Genomic DNA, 21,195 nt, shown 5'->3' with positions numbered 1-21,195 from the left:
TCTTGCGGCACGGCCATCAAGGCTCCCCAGCCAGGCCATGACCCCGTAGACAACCATAGACCAAGGTCAGTCCAACAACGAACCTGAGGCAACCGTGAAACCAATTAGACAACACTTTACTTAACCCTTTTTCCGGCGGTACCCATCGACACGCTATCCATTGATCCGTCCAGCGTCCTCGCGCGTTGACGAGACTGCATTCCTATCAGCCAGAAAGGCCTTAGCCTTCGGTAAGTCCCCTAACGGGACCCTTGCGAAAGTGTCTCCCAGAAGTTACATATCTTTGTGGTCCAGGTTCTACAAACCGAGGTCTTCTCTAAGTGGCTGAGGGATCTGCGAGATCGCAGGGCCCTGGCTCGGATTGCCGAACGCCTGCGCCGGTTGGCCCTGGGCAATCCGGGCGATGTGAAGCCGGTTGGCGACGGCTTGTCGGAGCTCCGGATCGACTATGGACCTGGCTATCGGGTTTACTTTGTGCGCCGGGGAGAGGTTCTCATCGTGGTTTTGTGTGGCGGTGACAAAGCCAGCCAGGTGCGCGACATCGCGCGGGCCAAGGCGCTGGCTCGGGAGATTGATGAGTGACCCTGGACCTGCGTCCATTCGACCCAGCAGAGTATCTCGACACGCCCGAGGCGGTCGCGGAGTACCTTGCTGCCGCCTTCGAGACCGGGGAGCAGGCCGTGATCGCAGACGCCCTGGGCGTTGTCGCCAAGGCGCGGGGGATGACCCAGCTTTCACGCGACACCGGTCTGGCGCGCCCGGCGCTATATCGCGCGCTAAGTCCTGACGGGCGCCCCGAGTTCGCGACCGTACTCAAGGTCTTGCGTGCGCTTGGTGTGCGGCTGACGCCCGAGGTCGCTCAGGAGAGACCCCCGGGCGCCGCTACGTAACGTCGCCCCCTCAGTTGCGGCGCACAACAACGCATGCTAGTAGGCGCGCGGCTTTGGGACAGGGGCAGATTACGGCTCTCGGACCGAAGTGCTTTTTTCAAGCGCTTTCAAGCCTTTAGCCGCAGCGGACTGACCCGTTTGCGGCTCGTGAAACGCGACCCGGGCGGATATCAGTGGCCGAAGACTCCAACCTGTCGAATGTGGGCGCCCGTTACGCCCAGGCTCTGTTCGACCTTGCGAACGACCAGAAGGAAGTGGCCGCCGTTGAGGCTGACCTCAATTCGCTGAAGGCGGCGCTCGCCGATTCGAAAGATCTGCGCACCCTGCTGGGCTCGCCCACCTTTGGCTCCGACGACAAGGCCAAGGGCCTGGCCGGCATCGCCGCCAAGGCGAAGTTCGGTGCGACCACGAAGAAATTCCTTGGCCTTCTGGCCGCGAATGGCCGCGCGGCCGCCCTGCCGGCCGTTATCACCGCCTTCGCCACGCTGTCGGCCAACGCTCGCGGCGCTGTGTTCGCCGAGGTGACAACTGCTGTGGTGCTCAGCGCCGTCCAGGAGAAGGGAGTAGCCGCCGCGCTCCGCCAGTCACTGGGCAAAGACCCCGAAATCACGACCCGCGTCGATCCCGCCATCCTGGGCGGGATCAAGGTGAAGGTCGGTTCCCGTCTGTTTGATGCTTCGCTCCGTTCGAAGCTCGACTCCCTCAAGTTCGCCCTCAAGAGAGCGTAAGACACATGGACATCCGCGCCGCCGAAATTTCGGCCATTCTCAAGTCGCAAATCGCCAACTTCGGCGAAGAAGCCGACGTATCCGACGTCGGCTCGGTGCTGTCCGTCGGTGACGGCATCGCCCGCGTCTATGGACTGGACAATGTCCAGGCCGGCGAAATGGTCGAGTTCCCCAAGGCCGGCGTGAAGGGCATGGCGCTCAACCTCGAGCGCGACAACGTCGGCGTCGTGATCTTCGGTCAGGATCAGGCGATCTCGGAAGGCGACGAAGTGCGCCGCCTGTCGGAAATCGTGGATGTGCCAGTCGGCCGGGGCCTGCTGGGCCGCGTCGTCAACCCGCTGGGCGAGCCGATCGACGGCAAGGGCCCGCTGAAGAATGTGGCCGAGCGTCGCCGCGTGGACGTGAAGGCGCCGGGGATCATTCCGCGCAAGTCGGTGCACGAGCCGGTGCAGACCGGCTTGAAGGCCATCGACACCCTGATCCCGATCGGCCGTGGCCAGCGCGAGCTGATCATCGGCGACCGCCAGACCGGCAAGACCGCCGTGGCGATCGACACGATCCTGAACCAGAAAGAGATCAACGCCGGCACGGATGAGAGCGCCAAGCTCTATTGTATCTACGTCGCCATCGGCCAGAAGCGCTCCACGGTCGCCCAGATCGTCAAGACCCTCGAAGAGCGCGGCGCCCTGGACTACACGATCATCGTGTCGGCCACCGCCTCCGAGCCAGCGCCGCTGCAGTTCCTGGCCCCCTTCGCGGGCTGCGCCATGGGCGAGTGGTTCCGCGACAACGGCATGCACGCCGTCATCATCTATGACGACCTTTCCAAGCAGGCCGTCGCCTACCGCCAGATGTCGCTGCTGCTGCGCCGTCCGCCGGGCCGCGAGGCATATCCCGGCGACGTGTTCTATCTGCATAGCCGCCTGCTGGAGCGGGCTGCGAAGCTGAACGAAGCCAACGGCTCGGGGTCGCTGACCGCCCTGCCGCTGATCGAAACCCAGGCCAACGACGTGTCGGCCTATATCCCGACCAACGTGATCTCGATCACCGATGGCCAGATCTTCCTGGAAACCGACCTGTTCTTCCAGGGCATCCGCCCCGCCGTGAACGTCGGCATCTCGGTCAGCCGCGTGGGCTCGTCCGCACAGATCAAGGCGATGAAGGCCGCGTCCGGCCCCATCAAGGGCGAGCTGGCCCAGTACCGGGAAATGGCCGCCTTCGCCAAGTTCGGCTCCGACCTGGACGCCGCCACCCAGCGCATGCTGGCCCGCGGCGAACGCCTGACCGAGCTCCTGAAGCAGCCCCAGTACTCGCCGCTTTCGGTCGAAGAGCAGGTTGCGGTGATCTACGCGGGCACCCGCGGTTACCTCGACAAGATCCCGACCGCCCAGGTGGGCCGTTTCGAGCGCGAACTGATCAGCCACCTGCACGCCAAGCACCAGGGCCTGCTGGACAAGATCCGCATTGAGAAGGACCTGAAGAACGTCGAGGACGATCTGAAGTCCGTGCTGGCCGCTTTCGCCAACATCTTCGCCTAACGACCGTCGCAGGGAGCGAGTAGCCGGCGATGGCCAGCGTCAAGGAAATGCGCAATCGGATCGGAAGCGTGAAAGCCACGCAGAAGATCACGAAAGCGATGCAGATGGTGGCGGCGGCGAAGCTGCGCCGCGCGCAGAACGCCGCCCAGAATTCCAGGCCCTATGCACAACGCATGGCCGCTGTGATTGCCAATCTGGCGGCGGGCGTGTCAGGCGATGGAGCGCCAAAGCTCCTGGTCGGCGCCGGGTCAGACCAGCGCCATCTGGTGGTGATCGCCACCTCGGACCGCGGTCTGGCGGGCGGGTTCAACACCATCATCGTCCGCGCCGCGCGTCAGAAGATCGATGGTCTGCTGGCGGCCGGCAAGGACGTCAAAGTCCTGACCGTGGGGCGCAAAGCCCGCGACCAGCTGCGCCGGATCCACGCCACCCGCATCGTCGGCGACTTCGAGGTCGGCGGGAATCCGTCTCTCGCTGTGGCCGAACAGGTCTCTGGCAAGATCCGCGACATGTTCGAGGCCGGCGAGGTGGACGTGGTCCATCTGGTGTTCAGCCAGTTCAAGTCGGTGGTCACGCAGATACCGACCGTCCGCCAGCTCATCCCAGCCGAGATCCAGGCCGGCGCTCCGACCATCGACCTCAAGGGCGCGTCCTATGAGTATGAGCCGGACGAGGAAACCATCCTCGCCGACCTGCTGCCGCGCAACATCACCACCCAGCTGTTCTCGGCGATGCTCGAGAACCAGGCCGGCTTCTTCGCCGCCCAGATGACGGCGATGGACAACGCTACACGCAATGCCGGCGACATGATCGCCAGCCTGACCCTGCAAATGAACCGAGCCCGCCAGGCGCAGATTACCAAGGAGCTGATCGAGATCATCTCCGGCGCCGAAGCGATCTAAGCCGAACCGAGAGAACCAGACATGGCCACCACCACCGCCGCCAAGAAGCCCGCCGCCGCCAAGGCCCCTGCGAAAAAGGCGCCTGCCAAGGCCGCCTCTGCTCCGAAAGCGACCGCCACCCAGGCCGTCGCCACCGGCAAGCTGGTGCAGATCATCGGCGCCGTCGTCGACGTCGAGTTCACCGGCCACCTGCCGGCGATCCTCAGCGCGCTGGAAACCACGAACACCGACCAGCGTACGGGCGAGCCCTTCCGCCTCGTGCTGGAAGTCGCCCAGCACCTGGGTGAGAACACTGTTCGCGCCATCGCCATGGACACCACCGAGGGTCTGACCCGCGGCCAGCCCGTGTATGACACCGGCCGTTCTATCACCGTGCCCGTGGGCCCGGCCTGCCTTGGCCGCATCATGAACGTCATCGGCGATCCCATCGATGAAGCCGGCCCGATCAACTCGCCATTCTCGGCCTCGATCCACCGCGAGGCGCCGTCTTTCGCCGAGCAGACCACGTCGGCAGAAGTGCTGGTGACGGGGATCAAGGTTATCGACCTGCTCTGCCCCTACACCAAGGGCGGCAAGATCGGTCTGTTCGGCGGCGCCGGCGTCGGCAAGACCGTGACCATGCAAGAGTTGATCAACAACATCGCCAAGGCCTATGGCGGCTACTCGGTGCTGGCCGGCGTGGGTGAACGCACCCGCGAAGGCAACGATCTCTACTACGAGATGATCGAGTCCCACGTGAACATGGACCCCCGCGAGAACAATGGTTCGACCGAAGGCTCCAAGTGCGCCCTGGTCTACGGTCAGATGAACGAGCCTCCCGGCGCCCGCGCCCGGGTCGCCCTGACAGGCCTTGCCCAGGCCGAGTACTTCCGCGACGAAGAGGGCAAGGACGTTCTGCTCTTCATCGACAACATCTTCCGCTTCACGCAAGCCGGTTCGGAAGTGTCGGCGCTTCTCGGACGGATTCCTTCGGCCGTGGGTTATCAGCCGACGCTGGCCACCGAGATGGGCAACCTCCAGGAGCGGATCACCTCGACCTCCAAGGGTTCGATCACCTCGGTGCAGGCCATCTACGTGCCCGCCGACGACCTGACCGACCCGGCGCCTGCCGCCTCGTTCGCCCACCTGGATGCGACCACCGTGCTCAGCCGCGATATCGCTTCCCAGGGCATCTTCCCGGCCGTGGATCCGCTGGACTCCACGTCGCGGATCATGGACCCGCTGGTGATTGGCGAGGAGCACTACAATGTCGCTCGTCGCGTTCAGGAAACCCTGCAGGCCTACAAGGCCCTGAAGGACATCATCGCGATCCTGGGCATGGACGAGCTGTCGGAAGAGGACAAGTTGACGGTCGCCCGCGCCCGCAAGATCAGCCGCTTCCTGTCTCAGCCGTTCCACGTGGCCGAGCAGTTCACGAACACGCCCGGTGTGCTGGTGAGCCTGGAAGACACCATCCGTTCGTTCAAGGCGCTGGTGGACGGCGAATACGACCATTTGCCGGAACCGGCCTTCTTCAACGTCGGTACGATCGAAGATGCGGTCGCCAAGGCCGAGAAGCTGGCGCAGGAAGCTTAAGGGTATGGCCGAGAAGCTTCACTTCTCCCTGGTCTCACCGGAACGCGAGCTGTTCTCCGGTCTCGTGGACCAGGTGGATGCGCCCGGTTCCGAAGGGGGCTTTGGCGTTCTGGCTGGCCATGCGCCGTTCATGACGGCGCTGAAGGAAGGTCTCGTCAGCGTACACAGCGATGGCGCAGTGACGGTGTACGAGGTTCGGGGCGGGTTCGCCGATGTGACCCCGGACGGCCTGACCATCCTGGCGGAGCACGCCGAAGCGACCACGAAGTAGGCATTGGATATTATTGCCGTAATTTTGCCGCGTTGAGGCCTTGCCTCGGACGCCTAGCTCAAGTTTGATGCCGCGCTGAAGTCAGGGAACCTCTCCATGCGTCTCGCCGTCTCCAGTCTTATCCTCGCCGTCGGCATCGCCACGGCCGTCAATGCACAGGAACAAAGCGCTGCGCCCGCCGCCGCGCCCCCGGCCCCGGACGAAGTACCGGCGCCTGAGATCGCGCCTCCAGCCCCGACCCTGCCGACTACCGGAAACGGAGCGGAAGCGATCGCGGTGCTTGAAAAAATCTGCAAGCCTTCTGTGCGCGGCGAAAAGCTGGACGTGCTGGCCAAGGCCAACGGCTATAAGCTTAACCGCCGGGAAGGCACCTGGACCCGCCAACTCGGCGCCGAAAAGGGCTATTCGGTCATCCTGTTTCCGCCGGGTTCAAACAAGGGCGTTTGCCTGACCGAGTTCCGTTATGCGATGGGACAGGACGTCGAAGTGGCCAAGGCGCTGAACGTTTGGGCTTTTGTCCATCAACCGCCGCTCGATCCCACCGCCAACTACACGCAGGCCCAGGATCCTGATGGCTTGAAGCGCGTGCGCCGCTCGTGGGAGTACCTGACGTCGACCGACAGCATCGGCCTAAACTTCTCAACAGTGCGCAAGCCGGACGATACGCCGCTCAGCCCCAAGTATGACACGGCGACAATGCAGTACCAGGAACGCAAGTTCTGATCACCCTGGCGGACGCAGCCGGCCTGGTCGGCGTCTTTGTGATCCTGATTGCCTATGCTGGCGCGGCCATGGGCCGACTGGATCCCAAGAAGCCTGCCTCGCTGCTGGCTAACCTGCTGGGGGCCAGCGCGATCCTCTATTCGCTGTTCACCGAGGCGTTCAACCTGTCGGCGGTGGCGATGGAAGGGGCGTGGGTGCTGGTATCCGGGATCGGCCTGATTCGTTGGGCGATAGGACGCCAAAAGCCTCCGGCGTGACCGTCAGGCGCTTACCGGGAGCGGCTGCGTGGCCAGCCAATCGAGTGTGGCGCCCGCCACGGTTTCCCAGCCGTCCTCACCGATCAGCCAGTGGCTCATGCCCGGCATGACGGCATAGGTCGCGCCAATCCGTTCTGCCGTCTGTCGGACCGTATAGACCGGATGAACAACATCGCGCTCACCGGCGATCACCAGCGAGGGCATCGGCAGTACGCCAGCGCCAACGCTGGTGCTCATGAACGGATCCAGCCACCAGTTGAGGACCTCGCGGATCGCGCGCCCGCTCTCCGGGCAAAGACGATCCAGTATAGCCGCCTGTCGGGCCCTCGGTACGCGGTCGAGGCCATGCGAGCGCATCAGGCCGCGATCCGGCGCCACCGATCCCATCCAGAATGGATCGGCCAGCTGAACACCGAACGCGGTCGCAGCCTCCTCCATTGTCGAGCCGTGGATCCCCCAGGGCGCGGACGGCGCAAGTAGAACCAACGCCCGCGCCTGAGCCCGTCGCGCCGCCAGCTGGCAGATCAGCCCACCCATTGAATGGCCCAGGAGCACGGGTGCTTCACTGAGGGATTCGCAAACCTTTACGATGCTCGTCGCATAGTCGCTGACCGAAAGCCCGGCCGCCGATCGACCGACGCCGCGCCCGGGAAGGTCCGGTGTCAGCACGGTCCAGCCCGCAGCCTCATAGGCTCCACAGAAGTGCTCGAAAGCCCAGCCACCGCAGAAAGCGCCGTGAACCATGACCACTGTTGGCAAGGCGCTCTCCCCCTCAAGTGAACCCCGAGCCGCAACTCTAGCCGGATTGCCGCCGATAGGGGGAAGGAATCAGCGTGTCGAAACACCAGACGCGGCAAATGGCTGGAAGGCCGATACCACCGCTTCGTACGTCGCTCGCTTGAACGGCACGATCAGTTCGGGCGTCTCCGCCAGATCGGCCCAACGCCAGGCCTCGAACTCAGGTTCATGGTGGGCGCCTAGGTCGAACTCTGCCTCATCGCCCTCGAAACGGAACGCGAACCAGACCTGCTTCTGACCCTTGAAGCCCCTCGCCCGTTTCGAGCCGGCGAAGCCATCCGGATACTCATAGACGATCCAGCCCTCGGTACGGCCCAGGACGGTGGCGCTGACGGCGCCGGTTTCCTCTGCGAGTTCGCGTCGCGCTGCGGCCTCCAGATCCTCCCCCTCGTCGATGCCGCCCTGCGGGAACTGCCAATTGTAGGGCGCAGGCGTCTGGACCCGCCGACCGATCCAGACCCGCCCGTCGATGTGGAACAGCACGACACCGACGTTGGGTCGATAGAGGTCGAGATCGTTCATCGCTTGACGGTCAACGCAGATGCCGGAGTCAGCTGATATCCCCGCTCCTCCACCGAAGCCGCCCATGCCGCGACCTTCTCCAGCGTGATCGGATAAGCGAAACCAGACCCAAGCGCCTGTCCCCGTTGCAGGGCGCCTGCTTCAAGAGCGGCCAATTGCTGGTCGATATCGGCGCCCGAGCGCTTGCTGTCGATCACTCGCTCCGCCGATGCCCGAGGGATACCGCCCGCCTTGCCCGCCGCCGTCCCGTCGTCGACGAAAGCCAGGCCGCGTCCGCGAACGGAACTGGCGAAGGCGTCGTAGGCGGCGGGGCTGCCAAGGAACCGCGCCCCCAGATAGTTGGTCAGGCCGAAGTAACCACTGGCCTGCGACAGGATCCACTCCAGTTTCTTGACCGTCTCCAACGGTTGGCCATCGGCAAGCAGGGTGTATGGGCCAGGGTCGTTGTCGGGATAATTCTCCGGCTCCATCGGCGTTTCGAGCAGAACCTCATGGCCCCGCGCGCGAGCCATGTCGATCCAGCGTTGCAAACCCTCAGCATAGACCACGAACGAGAGCGTCACCTGTGGCGGCAATGTATCGATCGCCTGTTGGGTCGTACGCGGATTGAGCCCAAGACCGCCGATCACCAGGGCGACCTTGGGGCGTCCATTGGCTGTAAACGGGCGCGCATAGACCTGGGCCGGCGTGCGACCATCGGCGGCGATGATCGGCAGAAGGCCGCCCGGGCTAGGCGAGGAAAACCCCAGAATTGGGGCCGGCGGCAGTGCGCCGCCCGCAAACACAGGCATTGCGCCTGGCGTCGCAGGCCTGGGCGCCGCGCGGTTGGGCGACAGCGGACGTTCGGACAGACGGACCACGTCTTCATAGATGCGAGGAGCACCCTTCGCGGGTCTCAGGGCGTCGCGCCAACCATCGGGCGCCTCACGAAACACTGGCTCAAGAGGCGCCCGGAAATGGTCTGCGGCGCCCATCGGGCCCAGCAAGGCGAACACGGCGACAACGGCGCCCAGAAACATCAGCGCCGCGCCGATCAACCCGACCAGCGGATTGCGCACCAGCTTGCCGACTTCCACCGGCGGAAGTTTGAACCCGGGCAGCTTGATTTTGGGCAGGGCGATAGCGGCCAAGGGTCGGCACTCCTCAACGGACGACATAGTCGGACATGGTTAACGCGCCATTGCCCGCGCCCGAACGCCGCCTGCGAGAGACTATTTCTGTGCGGGTGTGGCCGCGGCGGGCTTGGCCTCGGCGATCCTGGCCTTGCTCACCACTTCGGCCATCCGCGCGGTAGGTTTGGGCAGCTTTGGCGTCAGGGCCACCGATCCATAGCGAAGCACATCGGTCGCTCGGGTGATCTGGAAGTCCTTCTTGGCGTCGAAGGTCTCCGGCGGCGCCTCGGCGGGCTGGTGGGCGCCCCGACGCACCTTGCCCTCGTCGGCGTTCAGCGCATTCTTGAACGAGGCCTCCGAAAACTGGAATGCCCGATTGGCAATGATCTGGGCTTCGTCGCGGGTGAGTGCGACCTCGAGATTGGGCTCGATGCCGGTCTTCTGGATCGAGCGGCCGGAAGGTGTGTAGTATTTCGCAGTGGTCAACTTGAGCGCGCCATCGACGCCGCCCCTGAGTGGAATCACAGTCTGGACGGAGCCCTTGCCGAAGCTGGTGGTCCCCACCAGTTCAGCGCGCTTGCGGTCCTGCAATGCGCCGGCGACGATCTCGGACGCCGAGGCCGAGCCGGAGTTGATCAGCACCACCAGAGGCAAGCCGCCGGTCATATCGCCCGGACGGGCGTTATAGCGTTCCACATCGCGTGGATCGCGGCCTCGCTGGGACACGATTTCGCCGCCCTCCAGGAACAGGTCCGAAATGCCCACCGCCTGATCGAGCAGCCCGCCTGGATTGTTGCGCAGATCGAGGATCAGGCCCTTGATGTTGGGGTTCTTCGCCTTCAGCTCGGCGAAGGCGGCTTCGGCCTCGTCCGTGGTTTTCTCGTTGAAGGCGCCGACGCGCAGAACGCCATAGTCACCCTCCATCCGGGCCGACGCGGACTTGGGTTTGATCACTTCGCGGATCAGCTTGACGTCAAAGGGATCGGTCTTCTCCCGGGCGATCGTCAGGGCTACGGTCTCACCCGGCTTGCCACGCATCTGCTTGACCGCCTCGGTCACAGTCAGTCCCAGAACGCTCTCGCCATTCACAGCCGTGATGTAATCGCCAGCCTTGATTCCGGCGCGGAAGGCAGGCGTGCCGTCCATGGGCGAGATCACCTTGACCACGCCATCCTCACTGGTCACCTCGATGCCAAGGCCGCCGTACTCGCCGCGCGTCTGATCGCGCATGTCGTCGAAGGACTCCGGGTCGAGATAGCCTGAGTGGGGGTCCAGTGAGGTCAACATTCCGTCGATGCCGGACTGGATCAGCTTGGTGTCGTCCACCTCGCTGACGTACTGGCTTTCGATGATCTTCACGACATCGCCGAAGAGGCCGAGCATTCGATAGGTCTTGGCCTGGGGCTGCGCTGCCGCCATGGCCGCCTGGCTCACATAGGCCATGGATCCTGCGCCGAGCACGAACGCCGAAGCGCCGATCATGAGATACGTCTTCATGGCCTGCCTAACACTCCCTGTGGGCGGATGTCGCCGCCAGCCACACAGACTGTAACAACGGCATTGAGGCCGCAATCAGCCTGTGATGTTTCTGCCCGGATTTCGTTACCCCTGCCGGTTCCGGCCGAGCCAGCGGGAGGGGTCCACGGGTGACCCCTGCTCCCTGACTTCCAGATAGAGCCCCGCGCCGGACTGTCGCCCGCCTGTGGCCCAGCCCAGAGGTTGACCTTCCGTAACCGACTGTCCGACCTGGACCGAAGTTCGTTCCAGACCAGCAAGCACGAGATGATATCCACCGGCTAGTCTTAATATCACGATGACATCCCAGCCTTTCACCGGCCCCACATACTGAACCAGCCCGGCGGCGGGGCTCAAAGCACGTTCACCCCTGTCAGACCTGAACGTCAGGCCATTGGATCGGCCTCCCCCGGCGACCTCGGCGCCAAACCGGCTGATCACCGCACCCTTGACCGGAACGATCAGACGGTCAGGCGGCGTCAGGACTTCAGATCCATTGCGCCCCATGCCGATCCCGGTCACCGTGTCAGGTACCGGCTGGGAGTCCGCCATCAGGCTGTCGCGTTCAAAAAGGGCCTCGCTCTGCGCTGCCGCAAGCCGGCGCTGGCGCATCACCTCCGTGGCGTTTTCGGCGAATCCCTGTGCGCGAGCCTGAAGTTCCGGTGTGATGGCCTTGACGAGGATCGCGGCGCGAACCGCATCACGCGCGTCTTCCGGCGAAACCAGCAGGGCCGGCGGCGGATCGCGACTCAACTGCTCCAGCACCGAAAGCAGACGCGACAGACGGTGCATGTTGACGCCCTGATCAACCGCCAGCTCGGTTTCTGCGATATTCAGTCGCGTCAGCTTTTCGGTCGTCGCAGCCATCGCGGCCGCGCCGACCAGCATCACGCCCACAGCGCCAAGGAGCAGAATCCGTCGCATCAATCCCGATGATACGGCGATCCGCCGAGAATCGAGACTGCTCGATAGATTTGTTCACAGAGCATCACTCGCGCCAGTGCGTGGGGCCATGTCTGAGGCCCGAAGGCCAGGTTGCCCTGAACGGCTTGCGCAAGCTCGGGAGCCAGACCGTCAGCGCCGCCGACCAGGAAGACCAGCCGGCGTACGCCACGATCCCGGAGCGTCGCGATCTCCTCGGCGAAGACGCGGGAGGCCCGGGTCCTGCCGCGTTCATCGCACGCGATCACGTGAGCATCGACCAGGTGTGGACGCAGAGCCTCGGCCTCGGCCAGCTTGCCGGGTTTGCGGCTCTCGACCTCGATGACCTCAACAGGACCCAGGCCCAGCGCGCGGCCCGCCGCCGTCGCCCGGTCGACGTACAGCTTTACCAGCCCGCTCTCCGGAGAGCGGGCCAATCGGCCGATGGCGACGACTGCGATCTTCACGCGACCGAGCTTACGCGATCAGCAACTGCTCGGCGATCTGAACCGCATTGAGCGCTGCGCCCTTTAGCAGTTGGTCGCCCGCCAGGAACAGCGCCACAGAACGGCCCGAGGGATCGCCCAGGTCGCGCCGGATGCGGCCCACCAGCACGTCGCCCTGCCCCTGCGCCTCTACAGGCATAGGGAAGTGGTTGGCGTCGCGGTCATCGACCACCCTCACGCCCGGGGCCTCGGCCAGCACTTCGGTGATCGCCGCCGGGGCTACCGGGGCGTCCAGCTCAAGACTGAGCGCCATGGAATGCGCCCGGAGCACGGGTACCCGGACGCAGGTCACGCCGATGGGCAGGTTGAAGCTGCCGAGGATCCGACGGGTCTCTGCGATGACCTTGAGCTCCTCGCCGTTGTAGCCGGTTTGCGGATCGACCTCTGCGTCGTGACTGAACAGGTTGAAGGCGTAGGGGTGGCGCAGCACCTGCGGCGGATAGGCCTCGCCGGCCAGATGCGCGCGGGTGGACGCGGCCAGTTCCTCCATCGCTGGCTGCCCCGCCCCGGAGGCGGCCTGATAGGTCGCGATCTGCAGGCGTCGCAGACCAAACCGGCGCTGAAGCGGCGCAATGGCGACGCAGGCCAGGATCGCCACGCAATTGGGATTGGCGATGATCCCTCGGTGGCCCACCAGGGTCTCGAGGTTCACCTCAGGCGTGACCAGTGGGCAATCCAGATCCATCCGGAAGGCCGAGGAGTTGTCGATGACGACGGCGCCGGCGGTCACCGCGAGGGGCGCATAGATCTTCGATGTGTCTGCGTCGGCGGCGAAGAACACCAGGTCGACCCCGACGAAACTGTCGGCGTTCAGCACGTCCACCAACACGGCTTCGCCGCGATAGGGGATTTGCCGGCCCGCAGACCTTACAGAGGCGAGCAGCCGGAGACTGGACGCCGGGAACCCCCGCGCCTCCAGGCATTTCACCAGTTCGACGCCCACGGCGCCGGTGGCGCCGACAATGGCAACCGAGGGGTTTCGCAGGGATCGATAGGACGGTTGGGTCAGCATGGGAGCCTCTTGAGGGTTGAGGCCCGTGTGCGTGGTGTTCGGCTTTGGAAAAGCGCCGCGCCCCGCACATCGGGCGGAGCGCTTTGCGGTTATGTTGCGATCAGAACCCGCACACAGCCGCAAACGCCCCGCCGAAGCGGGTCATTTTGCGGCTAATTTTCTGCGTATTCGCGAACATGGTGCCGGCCATTACAGGCATGGATTGGCACTGTAAAGCCTGGAGTCGGGGATCGGGCAGGCGCGATCAGCCGACCGCCAGACCCCGGTGGGCGGAGTCCACGGACCAGATCTTCTCGATATTGTAGAAGCTGCGGACCTCAGGACGGAACAGGTGGACGATCACATCCCCTGTATCAATCAGCACCCAGTCGGCGCTGGGCAGACCCTCAACCCGGCACTTGCCATAGCCAGCTTCCTTCAGTGCGCGCAGCAGGTGATCGGCCATTGCGCCGACGTGCCGCTGCGAACGGCCGGACGCCACGATCAGGCTGTCGGCGACCGGGGATTTACCCTTGAGATCGATGAATACGACATCCTGGGCCTTATCATCGTCCAGACGGCCAAGGATGAGATCCCCGACAGCAGTGATGCGGCTGTCGATGTCTTGTGGGGCCTCGGCTCTCGCGGCGGCCTTTTGCGCACGTGACGCAGGTTTGGGGTCCAGCGGGGTAACTCCTCTTGTCCTCGCCGGAAGGTGTATAGCACAGAACGCGCGCCCGGTCAGCCTTTGCGACGCGCCCTGAGCGCTGTGGAGGACTGGAAGTGGAAACGACCGAACAGGAACGTCCACGCTGGCGTCTTGGCATAGGCCAGTCGGGGTCCGCTCTGGGGCGACTTCCGGAACCGGGAGAAGCGCACCGCCGCCGGTGAAAAGCGGCTCTTCAGCGAGATCCAGGGCCGTGAGACCACTGCAATTGGAACCTCATGCATGATCTGGGTCCAGCCCTTCCAGCGATGAAAGGAAGCCAGGCTGTCGGCGCCCATGATCCAGACGAACTTCACCCCCGGAAACCGGGCCTTCAGGCCCCGGATCGTATCGATGGTGTAGTTGGAGCCGAGCTTGGTCTCCACGGCCGCCACCACCATACCGTAGCCTTGAGTCAGAGTCCGCGCGCCGGCCAGCCGCGCCGCGAGGTCGGCGGTCTCGTGGCGCGACTTCAGCGGATTTTGCGGAGAGACCAGCCAGATCACCCGGTCAAGGCCTAGCCGGCGCTTGGCGGTCTCGGCGACGTGAGCATGGCCGTCGTGGGCGGGATTGAACGATCCGCCATACAGGCCCACCGTCATGCCGCGTTTCAGGTCGAACCCCAGCCTGAGCGCCTGGGGCCGACCGGCGAGCGGCGAGCGCCGCGCCGGACCTGCGAACCACATGGGCATCCGGGGGTTAACCGGCGCGGGGCGGAGTGGTCGCGCCCCCGCGATCAAGGCCCGGATCAGACTGACGCACCAGCACCCGCACCGTGAAGACGCCATCGCCCGCCAGCACACCGCCCCGGGCGAACAACCGCCCGTTCTGCCAGTTGGAGAGACCAAGTTCCGGGCGGTTCAGCGCGTACTGGCCATCCACCCATCGGGTGAACCCGTCGCCCACGAACGGCGCATCAATCGTGGCGTAGAAGCGGGCATGGGCGGCGCGGTCCTCGGCGATCAGCGTCGCGGCGAAACGTGGGCTGTGGGCATTGAACAGTCCAACCGCGTCATCCATGCTATCGACGATCCTGAGACTGACCTCCGGTGTCTCCTCCCATTCCCACTCCCGACCGAGCTGGGCCTCGGAGAGCACATCGACGAGCGCCTCCTCCACCGGACCCTCTGCACGGATGACGGTTCCCCGGCCCGTCCGCCATGGCTCAGGCAGTCGCACCAGATCCGCTTCGGACATATGCAGCTTGCAGCCACGACGGCGTTCTCCGGCCCGGGCCAGCGCATCCAGAAATACCGGCAAGAGGTCAGCAGCCCGCGACGCCACGATGCAGCACACGTTGAGCGTATTGCAGACCTTGCGATCCAGCGAATGGTAGACGGCGGCAAAGAACCGGTCAGCGTCAGCGGTCCCATCCGCCACCAGCCAGGCGCCGCCCGTGCCGTGCAGGCTGACGGGCGTCCCGACCTGGCGCGCGATCGCGCCCAGTTGGGCGACGGCCGGACCCGACCCGCGCGCCACAGCCAGCGCCAGCCGATTGTCAGCGAACATGGCCCAGCCCGCGGCATGGGCGGGACTGTCGACCAGAACCGCAGATCCCGGGGGTAAGCCGGCCTCCGCCAGCGCCGGGTCAAGCGCCTGACTTACAATGGCGCGCGCGGTGCCGAGAGCGTCGGACCCGATTCGGAAAACGACGGTGTTGCCTGCGCGTATCACCCCTGTGGCGTCGGCGAAGACATTGGGACGACCTTCGAATACGAACCCGACCACGCCCAAGGGGGCCACGACCTGGTCTACGATCCAGCCAGGGTGCTCGATGCGTTCCAGCAACCGGCCGCGCGGCGGCTCTGCGTCGCGCCAGACCCTGAGCCCCTCGACCATGTCGCGTCGCATGGTCTCCGAGACGGCCAGACGGGTGGTGGAGCGGCCTCGCGCCCGGGCGCTCTCGACGTCGCCAAGGTTGGCGGCGGCGATGGCGGACCAGACGGCATCGTCTTGCAGCCGTCGGGCGAACGCCTCGAAAAAGGCTGTGATCGCGGCGTCGCTGACCTCCCCCATCCGGGAGAAGGCGGCTGCCGCGCATTCGACAGCGGCGGCGGCGGCACGGGCCTCGGTCTGCGGAATATGCAACAGATCGCCGGTGTCCTGCACGACCACCAGCCGATCACCCGGGCGGAAGGCAGCGGCCAGCTCAGATGTGACAAAAGCGACGCGGTCACCTGCGAAAGGGATGGCCTGACCGGGCGCAAGCGCTTCAAGCCGGCCCGTACGGGCGGCGGAAACAGCTCGACTTGACGATGCGTCGTCCACGGCGGCGACCCTTTTGCTCCAAATGAGCCTTACGCGCTCTGTGGGCTCGCCGCTAGAGCGAGGTCGTCGGCATGGATCATCGGCCCGGAGGTATAGCCGAGCGCCGGCTCGATCGCCGCCGACTTCAGGCCAACGATCCGCCGGGCGTGTTCGTCGACATATCGGATCAGGCCGCGGGCGATCTCCACCCCTGCCTCGTCACGGACCAATACGGCGTCTCCCTTGTCGAAGCGACCCTCGATGGCTGTAACGCCCGCAGCCAGCAGACTCTTGCCACGACGCACCGCCGCTGCCGCCCCGGCATCGACAATCAGCGCACCGGTCGGCGACAGGGAGCCGGCGATCCAGGCCTTGTAGGCCGCTGCCGGCGTGGTGTCGGGTTCGATGACGGTGGCTCTTGCGCCCTCTTCCACCGCCGCCAGAGGACCCGGGCGGGTGCCCAGCGTGATGAAGGTCGCGCAGCCGGCCGCTGCGGCAATCCGTGCTGCCGCCAGCTTTGTCGCCATGCCACCGGTGCCCACACCCGCCGTCGTATTGGCGCCGCCGGCCATCGCCTCGATTTCGGGCGTCAGGTGCGTGACCCGCGGGATGTGGGCGGCGGTGGGATCACGACGGGGATCGGCGGTGTAGAGCCCTTCGATATCCGACAACAGCACCAACGCCTCGGCGCCCACCAGCTGGGCCACGCGGGCCGACAGGCGATCATTGTCGCCAACCCGGATCTCCTCGGTGACGACCGTATCGTTCTCATTGATCACCGGGATCACACCCAGCGCCAGCAGCGCATCCAGGGTGGCGCGCGCGTTCAGCCAGCGACGGCGCATCTCGGTGTCATCACGGGTCAGAAGGATCTGGGCGCAGGCCAGTCCGTGCGGCTCCAGCGCCGTCTCCCAGGCCCGCATGAGGGCCGACTGGCCAGCGGCGGCGGCGGCCTGCTTCTCGGCCAGGCTGATGCGTTTGCCGAGGCCAAGACGCCTGCGTCCGAGGGCCACCGCACCGGACGACACAACCAGCACCTGCTGACCGCGCGCGCGCATCCGCGCCAGATCGGCGGCGAAGTCAGCCATCCAGGCGGCATCCGCCGCGCCATCGGGGCCCACCAAAAGGGCGGAGCCGACCTTGATGACGATGCGTTTGGCTGTGGCCAGTTCGCTCAAGGCGCCCAATCCTCGGGCGGGGCCCCCTCGGCGGCGGCTTCACTCTTGCGTTGCCGCACCAGGGCGTAGGCTTCACGAAGCAGCTCGGTCACGCCATGTCCGGCCGCACCGGACACCAGCCGGACCTTCACGCCAGCGGCGGCCTCGAGCTCGGCGACCTTCGTAGCCTGGGTCTCGGGATCCATCGCGTCGATCTTGTTCAGCGCCAGGATCTCGTCCTTGTCCTCCAGACCTTCGCCATAGGCCTCAAGTTCGTGCCGCACCGTACGCCAGGCCTGGGCCACATCATCCTGGGTGCCGTCAACCAGATGAACCAGCACTGCGGTGCGCTCCACATGGCCCAGAAACCGCGTGCCGATGCCCACACCTTCGCTGGCGCCCTCGATCAGCCCGGGGATATCAGCAATGACGAAGCGCTCGCCAATAGAAAGGTCCACCATTCCAAGATTTGGCGTCAAGGTGGTGAATGGATAGGCTGCAATCTTGGGTCTTGCAGCACTTGATGCAGCAAGAAATGTAGATTTTCCAGCGTTAGGCAAGCCAACAAGTCCGACGTCTGCGATAAGCTTTAGTCTAAGCCAGATCGCTTTTTCTTCGCCGTCAAGGCCGGGGTTGGCATGTTTGGGGGCCTGGTTGATGGGGCCCTTGAAGTGGGTGTTGCCGAAGCCGCCGTTGCCGCCGCGGGCGAGCAGGACGCGTTGGCCGAGGTGGGTCATGTCGATGATCAGTTCCTTGTCCTCGTCGAGGACCTCGGTGCCGACCGGCACTTTCAGGACCACATCGGCGCCATTGGCGCCGTGGCGGTTGCGGCCCATGCCGTGCACGCCCGTCTCGGCGCGGAAGTGCTGGGCGTAGCGGAAGTCGATCAGGGTGTTCAGCCCCTCCACCGCCTCGATCCAGACGTCGCCGCCGCGCCCGCCGTCGCCACCGTCCGGCCCGCCGTACTCGATGAACTTCTCGCGGCGAAACGACACGGCCCCGCCGCCGCCGTTGCCGCTCTTCACATAGACCTTGACCTGATCGAGGAACTTCATCGGGCGACCCATCGAACGGTGAGCGCGGCGGCGAGCGATTTCACCACGGCGCCGGGCAGGAACGGCATGATGCCATATTCGAACGCCGAGCCGGGGTCCATGAACGAGACCAGCCCCGCCCACCCCAGCATCAACACCACCACTTGCCCCGCCAGGAACAGCGCCGCCAGCGGCCATACCCCCGAGACACGTTCGGCGCCGCGCCCGCAGATCCAGGCCGCCGCCGCCATGCCCACCAGAAAGCCCGCCGTGATGCCGGTCACCGCCCGCCAGCCGCCGGCCCCGTCGGCCAGCACCGGTGCGCCAAGCGCGGCGATCGCCAGCCAGACCAGCACCGCGATCAGCGCCAGCCGTGCGCCCAGCAGCCCCGCCATCACCAGCAGCGCATAGGTCTGCAGCGTGATCGGCACACCCACCCCCTCCGGCAGGGGAATGGCCAGCTGCGAGGCCAGCGCCATCAGGCCGGCCCCGAGCGCCACCGCCACGCCCTGCCAGGGCGGCGACAGCGCGCTCAGGCGCTTGGAAAACGTGGCGGCGGGCATGGGCGAAGCGCTTACCACGTCAGGCCAGCCAGACCATCATGCGGGTGGGCGCCGCCGCCTCGGCCCGCCGCACCACATCGCCGGTATAGAGAAAGCCCGCCTTGCACAGCGCCTGTCCCGCTGCTTGATCATCTGCCGCATGGCCGGACCACACCGCGCCGCGCCGCCACGCCTGGCTCGCCCAGCGCAGGCCTGCGGTCATCGCCTCGGTCCCGTAACCCCGGCCCCGGAACGACCCCTCCAGCCAGACGTCCAGTTCCGGGCGCCTGGGCACGGCCTCATGGAAGTCCAGCCGCCCGATGGCGCCGAACTGGCGGTGCTCGATGTCAAAGGCCACCGCGGCCCTGGCCGACGCCTCAGCCATGACCGGCGCGCGCAGGATCAGACGCGGCGTGGCCACCTGCGGCAAGATCGACTGGATGCACATGTCCTACCTCCCGACCCCTCTTGTCGGGGGTCCAAAACGAAACGAAAGCGGGGAGCCCGGCTGACCGGACTCCCCGCTGGGTCGTCTTGCCGGTCCGCCATCTGTGAAGAGAGGGCGGAACCGAAAGGAAGGTTCCGCCTATTCGGCTGCCATCACCTTGGCGTCCACCGGGACGACGGTGGCGTAGCAGCGGTCATTGCGCTTGGTTACGAACTTCACCGCGCCGGTAATCAGCGCGAAGAGGGTGTGGTCCTTGCCGATGCCGACATTCTCGCCCGGGAAGAACTTGGTGCCGCGCTGGCGCACGATGATCGAGCCAGCGTTGATCGCCTCGCCACCGAACTTCTTGACGCCGAGACGGCGGCCGGCGCTGTCGCGACCGTTGCGGGATGAACCGCCTGATTTCTTGTGAGCCATTGTGTGCTCCTGTTCCTAACCGTTGAGCCGCCCGATTACTCGGCCGACGTGTCCTTCTTGGCGGCGGCCTTCTTCGGCGCAGCAGCTTTCTTGGGTGCAGCGGCCGGAGCAGCCTCGGCGGCGGCTTCGACAGCCGGGGCCGCGTCGACAGCCTTGGCGGCGGCGGCCTTCTCGGCCTTGCTCTGCCAGGGCAGGTTCAGCGTCGCGAAGTCCAGACCGCGGGCGCGGGCGTCAAGCTCGGCCTTGGTGGTCATGTCCACCACGCCGTCCCACTTGGTCTCGGCGCCGTTGGCGGTGATGCCGACCACGCGCAGCACGGTCTCATGCTGGCGATGGCCACGGGTGCGGCGATAGCCCTGACGGCGGATCTTCTTGAAGATCTTCACCTTCTCGCCCTTGCGGGTTTCGACCAGGGTCGCGGCCACCGAGGCGCCGTCCACCAGGGGAGCGCCGACCGTCACGGCCTCGCCGTCGCCCAGCATCAGCACATCGCCAAACGCCACGGCCGCGCCGGGTTCGCCTTCGAGCTTTTCAACCACCAGCAGGTCGCCGGGGCTGACCCGGTACTGCTTGCCGCCGGTCTTGATCACCGCGTACATCGTTCGCGCCTTCGGTACTAAAGTGTGTGTTTGCAATAGAAAACGCGCCCGAGAGTTGGCTCACGGGCGAGAGGTGGGCGGTTATACAGCCGGATTGGTGTGAGTCAACGGCGAGGGTGTGGGGCATGGGGCCATTCTGCCGGCGCACTAAGCACTCGACACCCGTTCCTGAACCTGTCCTTAAGCCGCCGCATTCATCGTGGCTATTGTTGACACGCCGAAGCCGTCCCCATCAGAGTGAGGGACCGATTGGAACACCAATGCCGACCTCATACTTTGTAGCTGCGACATGGGACGCCGAGGCTGGCGTCTGGGTCTCCGAAAGCAATATTCCAGGTCTCCATGTTGAGGCCGAGTCCCTCGGTGAGTTTGAAGAGCTGGCCATGGCGCTGGCCCCTGAAATGTTAGCCGAGAACGTCGGCATTCACGACGCCCGCATCCTGATCGACTTCCGCGCCCAGGGCGCCCGCGAAGTGGCGGTCGCCTGAGCCTAGAATTTGGCGTCGATACCCAGGTCCTTCAGGACGCTATTGGCTGTGTGGCGGCTTTTGGTGCGGGGTACGATGACGACTCTGCCGGTTATCGGACTCCACCACTTTTCATGGCTCCCCTTGCCACCGGGCCGCTGCTCGCAGCCGTGCGCCCGCATGAGTTTCAGGAGGTCGGGGTAGTAGGTGGGCATGGACGGGTGAGATGGCCTAGAGCATCGTGCGTTTAATGTGACGTATATCCGGCGGCCTTGAAGAAATTCCAGCATTCATCGGGATCGTAGAGGTCGCAGATGCTGCCGACGGCT

27 protein-coding genes are annotated in these 21,195 nt (G+C 65.4%); 10 read left to right on the top strand and 17 right to left on the bottom strand.

Going from position 1 to position 21,195, the window contains the following annotated elements:
- Window positions 1–285: 285 nt before the first annotated feature.
- The 9 genes from ACIQ3B_RS13700 to ACIQ3B_RS13660 all read left to right on the top strand — a co-directional run bounded on the left by ACIQ3B_RS13700 (window position 286) and on the right by ACIQ3B_RS13660 (window position 6,884).
- A complete protein-coding gene (locus ACIQ3B_RS13700; RefSeq protein ID WP_397403474.1) occupies window positions 286–582 on the top strand; it encodes a type II toxin-antitoxin system RelE/ParE family toxin in 297 nt (98 codons plus the stop codon).
- Entirely contained in the window at window positions 579–890 is a 312-nt protein-coding gene (locus ACIQ3B_RS13695; protein ID WP_397403472.1) for an addiction module antidote protein, read from the top strand. The genes ACIQ3B_RS13700 and ACIQ3B_RS13695 overlap by 4 nt, the downstream gene beginning before the upstream one ends.
- Window positions 891–1,063: 173 nt before the next feature.
- Window positions 1,064–1,618, top strand: coding sequence for a F0F1 ATP synthase subunit delta (locus tag ACIQ3B_RS13690; protein WP_397403471.1), 555 nt, complete (start codon window positions 1,064–1,066; stop codon window positions 1,616–1,618).
- Window positions 1,619–1,623: 5 nt separating this feature from the next.
- On the top strand, window positions 1,624–3,156 hold the full coding sequence (atpA, locus tag ACIQ3B_RS13685) for a F0F1 ATP synthase subunit alpha (RefSeq protein ID WP_397403469.1): 1,533 nt from the start codon (window positions 1,624–1,626) through the stop codon (window positions 3,154–3,156).
- 29 nt (window positions 3,157–3,185) lie between these two features.
- Window positions 3,186–4,058, top strand: a complete 873-nt coding sequence (locus ACIQ3B_RS13680; protein ID WP_397403467.1) for a F0F1 ATP synthase subunit gamma — start codon at window positions 3,186–3,188, stop codon at window positions 4,056–4,058.
- Between the two features lie 21 nt (window positions 4,059–4,079).
- Window positions 4,080–5,633: a F0F1 ATP synthase subunit beta gene (gene atpD / locus ACIQ3B_RS13675; RefSeq protein ID WP_397403465.1), complete on the top strand. Its 1,554-nt coding sequence runs from the start codon at window positions 4,080–4,082 to the stop codon at window positions 5,631–5,633.
- A 4-nt stretch (window positions 5,634–5,637) separates the two neighbouring features.
- Window positions 5,638–5,904, top strand: a complete 267-nt coding sequence (locus ACIQ3B_RS13670) for an ATP synthase F1 subunit epsilon (protein ID WP_397403463.1) — start codon at window positions 5,638–5,640, stop codon at window positions 5,902–5,904.
- Between the two features lie 96 nt (window positions 5,905–6,000).
- A complete protein-coding gene (locus tag ACIQ3B_RS13665) occupies window positions 6,001–6,627 on the top strand; it encodes a hypothetical protein (RefSeq protein WP_397403461.1) in 627 nt (208 codons plus the stop codon).
- A gap of 38 nt (window positions 6,628–6,665) precedes the next feature.
- On the top strand, window positions 6,666–6,884 hold the full coding sequence (locus ACIQ3B_RS13660; RefSeq protein WP_397403460.1) for a hypothetical protein: 219 nt from the start codon (window positions 6,666–6,668) through the stop codon (window positions 6,882–6,884).
- A 3-nt stretch (window positions 6,885–6,887) separates the two neighbouring features.
- Here the strand turns inward: ACIQ3B_RS13660 and ACIQ3B_RS13655 are convergent, their stop codons facing one another.
- The 16 genes from ACIQ3B_RS13655 to rplU form a co-directional block, all read right to left on the bottom strand.
- Complete coding sequence (locus ACIQ3B_RS13655) at window positions 6,888–7,634, bottom strand: alpha/beta hydrolase (protein WP_397403478.1); 747 nt, start codon at window positions 7,632–7,634, stop codon at window positions 6,888–6,890.
- Window positions 7,635–7,712: 78 nt separating this feature from the next.
- Complete coding sequence (locus ACIQ3B_RS13650; protein ID WP_397403458.1) at window positions 7,713–8,204, bottom strand: RNA pyrophosphohydrolase; 492 nt, start codon at window positions 8,202–8,204, stop codon at window positions 7,713–7,715.
- Window positions 8,201–9,334 (bottom strand): divergent polysaccharide deacetylase family protein, encoded by a 1,134-nt coding sequence (locus tag ACIQ3B_RS13645; RefSeq protein ID WP_397403456.1) that lies wholly within the window; start codon window positions 9,332–9,334, stop codon window positions 8,201–8,203. The genes ACIQ3B_RS13650 and ACIQ3B_RS13645 overlap by 4 nt, the downstream gene beginning before the upstream one ends.
- 81 nt (window positions 9,335–9,415) lie before the next feature.
- Window positions 9,416–10,813 (bottom strand): S41 family peptidase, encoded by a 1,398-nt coding sequence (locus ACIQ3B_RS13640; RefSeq protein WP_397403454.1) that lies wholly within the window; start codon window positions 10,811–10,813, stop codon window positions 9,416–9,418.
- A gap of 105 nt (window positions 10,814–10,918) precedes the next feature.
- Complete coding sequence (locus tag ACIQ3B_RS13635) at window positions 10,919–11,755, bottom strand: murein hydrolase activator EnvC family protein (RefSeq protein ID WP_397403453.1); 837 nt, start codon at window positions 11,753–11,755, stop codon at window positions 10,919–10,921.
- A complete protein-coding gene (gene rlmH, locus ACIQ3B_RS13630) occupies window positions 11,755–12,219 on the bottom strand; it encodes a 23S rRNA (pseudouridine(1915)-N(3))-methyltransferase RlmH (protein ID WP_397403451.1) in 465 nt (154 codons plus the stop codon). Before rlmH ends, ACIQ3B_RS13635 begins: the two co-directional genes overlap by 1 nt.
- Window positions 12,220–12,229: 10 nt before the next feature.
- Window positions 12,230–13,270 (bottom strand): aspartate-semialdehyde dehydrogenase, encoded by a 1,041-nt coding sequence (locus ACIQ3B_RS13625; protein WP_397403449.1) that lies wholly within the window; start codon window positions 13,268–13,270, stop codon window positions 12,230–12,232.
- Between the two features lie 244 nt (window positions 13,271–13,514).
- The gene (gene rsfS / locus ACIQ3B_RS13620; RefSeq protein WP_397403476.1) at window positions 13,515–13,934 is read right to left on the bottom strand and encodes a ribosome silencing factor; all 420 of its coding nucleotides are present in this window, start codon (window positions 13,932–13,934) and stop codon (window positions 13,515–13,517) included.
- A 56-nt stretch (window positions 13,935–13,990) separates the two neighbouring features.
- The gene (locus tag ACIQ3B_RS13615; protein ID WP_397403447.1) at window positions 13,991–14,641 is read right to left on the bottom strand and encodes a nicotinate-nucleotide adenylyltransferase; all 651 of its coding nucleotides are present in this window, start codon (window positions 14,639–14,641) and stop codon (window positions 13,991–13,993) included.
- A 13-nt stretch (window positions 14,642–14,654) separates the two neighbouring features.
- The gene (locus ACIQ3B_RS13610) at window positions 14,655–16,223 is read right to left on the bottom strand and encodes an aldehyde dehydrogenase family protein (RefSeq protein ID WP_397403445.1); all 1,569 of its coding nucleotides are present in this window, start codon (window positions 16,221–16,223) and stop codon (window positions 14,655–14,657) included.
- A gap of 29 nt (window positions 16,224–16,252) precedes the next feature.
- Window positions 16,253–17,380: a glutamate 5-kinase gene (proB, locus tag ACIQ3B_RS13605; protein ID WP_397403443.1), complete on the bottom strand. Its 1,128-nt coding sequence runs from the start codon at window positions 17,378–17,380 to the stop codon at window positions 16,253–16,255.
- Window positions 17,377–18,414: a GTPase ObgE gene (gene obgE / locus ACIQ3B_RS13600; RefSeq protein WP_397403441.1), complete on the bottom strand. Its 1,038-nt coding sequence runs from the start codon at window positions 18,412–18,414 to the stop codon at window positions 17,377–17,379. Before obgE ends, proB begins: the two co-directional genes overlap by 4 nt.
- On the bottom strand, window positions 18,411–18,956 hold the full coding sequence (locus tag ACIQ3B_RS13595; RefSeq protein WP_397403439.1) for a biotin transporter BioY: 546 nt from the start codon (window positions 18,954–18,956) through the stop codon (window positions 18,411–18,413). The genes obgE and ACIQ3B_RS13595 overlap by 4 nt, the downstream gene beginning before the upstream one ends.
- A gap of 19 nt (window positions 18,957–18,975) precedes the next feature.
- The gene (locus ACIQ3B_RS13590; RefSeq protein ID WP_397403437.1) at window positions 18,976–19,383 is read right to left on the bottom strand and encodes a GNAT family N-acetyltransferase; all 408 of its coding nucleotides are present in this window, start codon (window positions 19,381–19,383) and stop codon (window positions 18,976–18,978) included.
- Between the two features lie 138 nt (window positions 19,384–19,521).
- Window positions 19,522–19,800 (bottom strand): 50S ribosomal protein L27, encoded by a 279-nt coding sequence (gene rpmA, locus ACIQ3B_RS13585; RefSeq protein ID WP_397403435.1) that lies wholly within the window; start codon window positions 19,798–19,800, stop codon window positions 19,522–19,524.
- A 35-nt stretch (window positions 19,801–19,835) separates the two neighbouring features.
- Entirely contained in the window at window positions 19,836–20,399 is a 564-nt protein-coding gene (gene rplU / locus ACIQ3B_RS13580) for a 50S ribosomal protein L21 (protein WP_397403433.1), read from the bottom strand.
- Window positions 20,400–20,659: 260 nt separating this feature from the next.
- Between rplU and ACIQ3B_RS13575 the strand changes: the two genes are divergently transcribed.
- Window positions 20,660–20,887 carry a DUF1902 domain-containing protein gene (locus ACIQ3B_RS13575; protein WP_397403431.1) on the top strand — a complete coding sequence of 76 codons (228 nt, stop codon included), beginning with the start codon at window positions 20,660–20,662 and terminating at the stop codon, window positions 20,885–20,887.
- Between the two features lie 2 nt (window positions 20,888–20,889).
- Here the strand turns inward: ACIQ3B_RS13575 and ACIQ3B_RS13570 are convergent, their stop codons facing one another.
- A complete protein-coding gene (locus tag ACIQ3B_RS13570) occupies window positions 20,890–21,081 on the bottom strand; it encodes a type II toxin-antitoxin system HicA family toxin (RefSeq protein WP_397403429.1) in 192 nt (63 codons plus the stop codon).
- Between the last annotated feature and the right edge of the window lie 114 nt (window positions 21,082–21,195).

This window comes from Phenylobacterium sp., assembly GCF_044358365.1.
Lineage (GTDB): Bacteria > Pseudomonadota > Alphaproteobacteria > Caulobacterales > Caulobacteraceae > Phenylobacterium.
This window is presented reverse-complemented; position numbering and strand designations above follow the sequence as displayed.